6 protein-coding genes are annotated in these 6,734 nt (G+C 72.3%); 4 read left to right on the top strand and 2 right to left on the bottom strand.

The genetic code is table 11. The annotated features are described in order from the left end of the window. Positions 1-13 precede the first annotated feature (13 nt). On the bottom strand, positions 14-739 hold the full coding sequence (locus ACWEN0_RS35000) for a methyltransferase domain-containing protein (RefSeq protein ID WP_451983501.1): 726 nt from the start codon (positions 737-739) through the stop codon (positions 14-16). Positions 740-845: 106 nt separating this feature from the next. Between ACWEN0_RS35000 and ACWEN0_RS35005 the strand changes: the two genes are divergently transcribed. The 4 genes from ACWEN0_RS35005 (at position 846) to ACWEN0_RS35020 (ending at position 4,850) form a co-directional block, all read left to right on the top strand. Beyond that, the gene (locus ACWEN0_RS35005; RefSeq protein ID WP_451983503.1) at positions 846-1,739 is read left to right on the top strand and encodes a ParA family protein; all 894 of its coding nucleotides are present in this window, start codon (positions 846-848) and stop codon (positions 1,737-1,739) included. Positions 1,740-1,742: 3 nt separating this feature from the next. After that, entirely contained in the window at positions 1,743-2,552 is an 810-nt protein-coding gene (locus ACWEN0_RS35010) for a DNA-formamidopyrimidine glycosylase family protein (RefSeq protein WP_451983505.1), read from the top strand. Positions 2,553-3,177: 625 nt separating this feature from the next. Continuing rightward, a complete protein-coding gene (locus ACWEN0_RS35015; RefSeq protein WP_451983507.1) occupies positions 3,178-3,747 on the top strand; it encodes a GNAT family N-acetyltransferase in 570 nt (189 codons plus the stop codon). A 68-nt stretch (positions 3,748-3,815) separates the two neighbouring features. Then, positions 3,816-4,850 (top strand): quinone-dependent dihydroorotate dehydrogenase, encoded by a 1,035-nt coding sequence (locus ACWEN0_RS35020; protein WP_451983509.1) that lies wholly within the window; start codon positions 3,816-3,818, stop codon positions 4,848-4,850. Here ACWEN0_RS35020 and ACWEN0_RS35025 read toward each other — a convergent pair. Beyond that, complete coding sequence (locus ACWEN0_RS35025) at positions 4,816-6,258, bottom strand: allophanate hydrolase-related protein (protein ID WP_451983511.1); 1,443 nt, start codon at positions 6,256-6,258, stop codon at positions 4,816-4,818. The two genes, ACWEN0_RS35020 and ACWEN0_RS35025, sit on opposite strands and share 35 nt — an antisense overlap. Positions 6,259-6,734: the final 476 nt, after the last annotated feature.

The following is a 6,734-nucleotide window of genomic DNA, read 5'->3' on the forward strand; positions in this document are numbered from 1 at the left end:
GCGACCCCGCGGCTCACACGGGCGGGCGCGCCACCGCGTGCAGGCGGCCGGCGACGTCCCGCAGTGAGGAACCCGCGGCCGCCAGCTCGAACTCCGCCAGGTCGTCTTCGCGGACGTCGCCGGAGACGAGGTCCGAGATGACCCGGTCGCCCTGCAGCAGCGTCACTTCCAGGCCCGCGGCCTCCAGCTGGGCCGTCAGGCCGGCGCTGTCGAACCGGCGCAGCACCGTGTCGCCCGCGGCGACGCCGTCCGTGCTTTCCAGCAGTTGCCGGGCCTCCGCGACCCGGCCCGAGAGCGCGCGGTGCAGCACCGCCGCGTGCCGGTTCGCGACCAGGACCGACACCGCCCCGCCCGGGGCGACCGCCGTCGCCAGCGCGGACAGCACTGCGGCCGGGTCGTCGACGATCTCCAGCAGCCCGTGCGCCAGCACGAGGTCGGCCGAGCCGGCGTCGACGTGGCGGCCGAGCGCGTCGGAGTCGTCCGCGACCACCGTGATCAGCTCGGAGACGCCTTCTTCCTCGGCGCGCCGCTGCAGTGTGGCCAGCGCGTTCGGGCTCGGTTCGACGACGGTCACCCGGCAGCCCGCCGCCGCGAACGGCACCGCCCAGCCGCCGCTGCCGCCGCCCACGTCGACGACGCGGGGGTGCTCGGCGCCCCGGGCGCGGGCGGCCTTCAGCTCGGCCTCGAGCACCCGGCGAACGGCGCCCGAACCCCGGGCGGCCACGGTCTCCGTCTTCATGCCGCACAGGGTAGTGCCCGCTCCCGCCCGCCTCCCCGGCTCCTCCCTTCGAGTGAACGCCCCTTGCCTGACGGCGCCTCTCGCGGACACCCGTAGGCTGGAGATCGTGCACACGGTCGCCGTACTCAGCCTCAAGGGAGGCGTCGGCAAGACGACGGTCGCTCTGGGTATCGCGTCCGCCGCCCTGCGTAGGGGCACGCGGACGCTGGTGGTGGACCTCGACCCGCAGGGCAACGCCACGACCTCCCTCGACCCGCCGTACACCGACGCGACGCTCGCCGACGTGCTCGAGACCCCCACCCGGGCGATGCTGGAACGCGCGATCGCGCCGAGCGTCTGGAGCGAGGACGTCGACGTCCTGGTCGGCGCCGAAGAGCTGGAGCTGCTCAACGACCCCGGCGCCGACAGCGAGCGGCTCGCGAACTTCTCCCGCGCGCTGGACGAACTGCACCGCACGCCGCTGCGCGAGACGCCGTACGAGCTGGTGATCCTGGACTGCCCGCCGTCGCTGGGCCGGCTCACGAAGTCGGCGCTGGTGGGCGCGGACAGCGCGCTGATCGTCACCGAGCCGACGATGTACGCCGTCGCCGGCGCGCACCGGGCGCTCGAAGCGATCGAGAAGATCCGCAAGGAGCTCAACCCGGAGCTGCGCCCGATCGGTGTCCTGGTGAACAAGCTGCGCGTGCGCTCCTACGAGCACCAGTTCCGGATCGCCGAGCTGCGCGAGAACTTCGGCTCGCTGGTGATGCCGACGGCGATCACCGACCGGCTGGCCGTGCAGCAGGCGCAGGGCGCGTGCAGCCCGATCCACGAGTGGCACTCGCCGGGCGCGCAGGAGATCGCGCTGACGTTCAACATGGTGCTGGCGAAGATCCTGCGCTCCAGCCGGGCCGGCCGGCACCGCATCGCGGGCGAGGAACCCGAGGGCCCGGACTGGCCCGAAGGCCCGGCCCCGGAGACGCCCGAGGCGCCGGCCGAGGTGACCGAATCCGCGGGATGAGCCGTGCCCGAAGGTGACACCGTCTACCTCGTCGGAAAGCGCTTCGACCGGGCCATCGCCGGCAAGACCTTGCTGCGCGGGGAGTTCCGCGTGCCCCAGCTGGCCACAGTGGACCTTTCCGGGCGCGACGTGCTGGGCGTCGGCACGGTCGGCAAGCACCTGTTCACGCGCTTCTCCGGCGACCTGACGCTGCATTCGCACCTGCTGATGGACGGCATGTGGGACGTCTACCCGGCCGGCGCGAAGTGGCGCCGCCCCGGCCACCACGCCCGCGTGGTCCTGACCGCGGCCGACGTCCAGGTGATCGGCTTCCGCGTCCACGACCTCAAACTCGTGGCCACGGCGAAGGAGCACGACCTCGTCGCGCACCTCGGCCCGGACCTCCTGGATCCACAGTGGACAGACGAGCACGCGGCCCGCGCGGCCGCGGCGCTGGCCGCCGATCCCGGGCGCGAACTGGGCCTGGCGCTGCTCGACCAGCGCGTCATGGCGGGCGTCGGGAACCTCTACAAGTGCGAAATCTGCTTCCTGCTCGGCGTGACGCCGTGGACGCCGGTGTCCGAAGTGGACGCCGGCCGCACGGTTCTGCTGGCCCGCAAGCTGATCCTGGCCAACGCCGTCGCCGGGCGCTTCGAGCAGAGCACCACCGGCCACCTCGACCGCAACCGCAAGAACTGGGTGTACGAGCGCACCCGCCAGGGCTGCTTCCGCTGCGGCGGCCGGGTCCAGGTCCGCACGCAGGGCCACGACGTCCAGCGGCGGCCGACGTGGTTCTGCCCGAAAGACCAGCACGGCCCGGCTCCGGCCAGCTGAAGTGCGGATCGGCCACGGCACCAGCTGCACGGCCGGCCCGGTCCTGCCGGACCACTTTGCGGCACAACGGATCCCGCTCGCAGCCCGACGTCGAACGTGCGCACCGGCCAGGTCGCGAGCGTCGCCGCGCACCGGCGGATGCCCGACCACGGCGTCCTGGTCACGCCCAACGGCGCAAGGCCCGGCTGCGGAGTGAGATCGGCGAAATGACGTTGCCGGGGACCGGGAACTTCGCCTAGCGTGGTGGTACACGAGAAAGGAGGTGGTCCTAAGTTGTATTCCAACAGGACTCGTGAGGTGGCTGTCCGCTAGCGGATGGCACGTGGAGGACTTTGAGCAGCGATACAACTGAGCCACCTTCGGCTCATCGCCTGCTTCACGTGGTGCCTGATAGCGAATACCAGGCAGTCACCGGGCCTCCGGGGTTCCCGAGCACCAGTCCGGCTCGGGCTCGGGCGTTGACGGCGCTCGAGAGGCACCCCGGGGGCACCCTTATGCGCTCATTTGTGCAGGTCACCCCCATCCGGCGGCCCCGGACGACCGTCCGGCGATCCGACCGCGGGGTTCGCCGAACGCATTACGCCGTTCTGTCCCCCGGACGGCTGAACGTCGCTAGCCTGGACGCATGCTCAGGCCCGACTACCCGATCACCACGGACCGGCTGCTCCTGCGCCCGTTCGCGCCCGAAGACCTCGATGCGCTGAACTCCTTCCAGTCCCGGGCCGACGTCGCCCGCTACCTGTACTGGGGGCCGCGCAGCCGCGCCGAGTCGGCCGCCGCGCTGGCCAAACGGGTGCACAGTTCGACGCTGACGAAGGAAGGGCAGTTCCTGGCCATCGCGGTCGAACTGGCCGCCACCGGGCAGCTGATCGGCGACCTGAACCTGGAGTGGCTCAGCAGCGAGCACCGGCAGGGCGAGATCGGGTTCGTCTTCCACCCCGACCACCACGGCAAGGGCCTGGCCGCCGAGGCGACCACAGAGCTGCTGCGGCTGGGCTTCGAAGATCTGGGGCTGCACCGCATCATCGGGCGCTGCGACGGCCGCAACACCGCGTCCGCCGCCCTGATGGAACGCCTCGGCATGCGCGAGGAAGCGCACCTCAAGGAGAACGAGATCGTCAAGGGCGAGTGGACCGACGAGCTGATCTACGCGATGCTCGAAGACGAGTGGAAGGACCTCCAGGCCGCGGGCTGACCGTGGTCCCGTTCACGCCGGGGTGACGCTCCGGTCGCGGGTTCCGGGCGATTTGGCAGCATGGGGGCGTGTTCTTCGACAAGATCGTCCGCCCGGCCCTGTACCGGCTCTCCTACCACGACCCCGAGCTGGTGCACGAGCGCACGATCGGCGTCCTTTCCCGGTTCGGCAAAGCCATGCCCCGGGTGTTCCGGGTCGACGACCCGGTGACGGTGCTGGGCCTGCGGTTCCCCAACCGCGTCGGCCTGGCCGCCGGGATGGACAAGAACGGGCGTGCGCTGCCCGCGTGGGCCGCGCTCGGGTTCGGGTTCGTCGAGGTCGGCACGGTGACGCGGCTGGCGCAGCCGGGCAACCCCAAGCCGCGGCTGTTCAGCCTCCCCGCCAGCGACGCGGTGATCAACCGCATGGGCTTCAACAACGACGGCGCCGAGGCGCTCGCGGCCAAGCTCGCCCGCGACGGGAAACCCGGCGTGCCCCTCGGGATCAGCATCGGCAAGTCGAAGGTGACGCCGCTCGAAGACGCCGTCGAGGACTACCGCTTCTCCCTGCGTGCACTGCACCCGTACGCCGACTACTTCGCGATCAACGTCAGCTCGCCGAACACGCCGGGGCTGCGCCGGCTGCAGGACCGCACCGCGCTCGGCGAGCTCCTCGGCGAACTGCGGGCCACGTCCGCCGAACTCGCCGGATCGGGCACCCCGACGCCGCTGCTGGTGAAGGTCGCGCCGGACCTGACCGACGACGCCCTCGGCGAGCTCCTGGAGGTCGCGTCCGAACACGGCGTCGCCGGGATCATCGCCACGAACACCACGCTCGCCCGCGACGGCATCGCGCCCGCGGAGAGCAGCCTGGCCGGGCAGGGGGGAGGCCTGTCCGGCCGGCCGCTGACCACCCGCGCGGCGCAGGTCGTGCGGTTCGTGCACGACCACACCGGCGGGAGCCTGCCGATCATCGGCGTCGGCGGCGTCATGGGCCCGGAGGACGCCGTGCGGCTGGTGGACGCCGGCGCGTCGCTCGTGCAGCTCTACACGGGGTTCGCGCTGCACGGGCCGGGCCTGGTGCGCCGGGTCAGCCGGGGCCTCGCAGCCCGGCCGTCGAGGTGAACCGGACGTAGCCGCGCCAGGACTCGTAGCGGTCCAGGCGGGCGCCCCTCGCCGCCGGGTCGCACCGCACCGCGAGCGGGCGGGTGCCGTCGTCCAGCTCGACCCGGTCGAGGACGAAGGGTTCCTTCAGCGTCGACACGAACTGCTCGAACGCCGCCGGGGACAGCCGCCAGCTTTCGCCGTCGAGGCCGCCGCCCTGCGGGTGGTCCAGCACACCCGGCTGCGGCGGTTCGGTGTCCAGCAACACCATCCGGTAGTCCTCGGTGGTCCGGACCGGCCGGGTGAACCGGGCCCCCAGCTCGGTGAGCCGCGGGTTGAGCGGCTGGCCGCGCAGGTGCGCGCCGAACACGACGACGTCCTCGCCCGGCTCCGGGTAGGGCGTCATGGGTTCGTCCGTGCAGACGGTGGCGAGGTCGAGCCCGATCTGGTCTTCGAACGCGCGCGTCACGAAGGTGACGCCGAACGGGCGCTTGTCGCCCGGCAGCACCGGCACGGTCACCGCGGCCAGGTCGAGCAGGTTCGTGAAGGCGGTGCAGCCGGCCAGGCGGTGGGCCACGGCGGCCGGGTCGGCCAGTGCTTCGGCGAGCGCCGGGTGGTCCGGCACGGTGGGCAACAGGAGGGCGTCGCCGAAGTCCGGCTGCCCGATGGAGACCGGCTCCAGCACCGCGCCCGTCGCCGTCAGCCGCTTCACGACGGTCTCGAACGCGATCGCCGCGGCGTCACCCAGCGGCAGGTCGTGCGGGTACGCGACGCGCGGGTGCTCGCCCGCGCCGAGGCGGACGTCGGCGGGCCAGGTGCGCGTCGCGGGGTCGGCGTCGTCCGGGCCGGTCATCAGCGCGAGGGCGCGGCGGCCGGCGACGAGGCCGTTCGCGTACACGGAGATGCCGTCCGAGGCGCCGACGCCGGTCATCGGCAGCAGGCCCCGGGTCGGTTTCAGCGCGACGACGGCGTTCAGCGCGGCCGGGACCGGGCCCGTGGTGCTCAGGGCCAGGTCGACGATCCCGAGCGCGACGGCGACCGCGGCGCCGCTGCCGCCGGTCTTGGCCGGGTCCCAGGCCGAGGCGACGGTGGCGGGCCCGGTCTTGCCGAGCACGACGGCCCCGGCGGCGGAGAGCCGGGCCACGACGGTGGCGGAGGTTTCGGGGACCCGGCGCCCGGACGGCTGCCCGGCGACGTCGATCAGGTCCTGCACGGCGAGGACCGTGCCGGCCAGCGGCAGCTCCTCCCCCGCCTTGACCCGCTCGTCGACGGCCTTCGCGTCGACGAGGACGTCTTCGACCGCGCGCAGGGTGGACCAGAGGTCCGGCCGGTCGGCTTCGGTGAGGCGCTCGAAGGCCTCGATGACGCGCTGGGACGCGGTGGGCGGTGTCGGCGGTGCGGAGTCCGGTTCCGGCGGGAGCGTGTTCACGGGACGTCCTTTCCTCAGCGATCGAGAAAGTCCACTGTGTACGGTCGGCGCCTGCGGACCTCAACGCACGGCGGGCCTCCCGGCGAGTGACACCTCTGCATGCATGAGAGAAACGTTACGTGGCCTACGTTTCCGTCACCATCAGTTTCCGATTACGCGCGGGTTTCGGAGCCAAGAGGTGAACAGGGCGCGACGCCGGGGTGAAACGCACGATCACGCACGCCGGGTGACGAAGACGCCGTACCCCCGGACGGCGGCACTCGAACGGCCGAGTTTGAAATCCGAACGGCGCAGCGAAGGCCCGGATTAGCGTGATGGAGGGGTCAACACGCGTGATTGGACAGTCGACACGCGTGATCAGGGGGGCGGCTCGGCAATCACGTGGAGTTGCCCCGGTGAGGCGGACACGGGGTTTTCAGGCAGCTGAGGCTTGAGCGTAGTGGTTGATGCGGGTTTCGGTGGGGGTGTTGTGGCCG

The sequence above is a fragment of the Amycolatopsis sp. NPDC004378 genome (assembly GCF_053602455.1).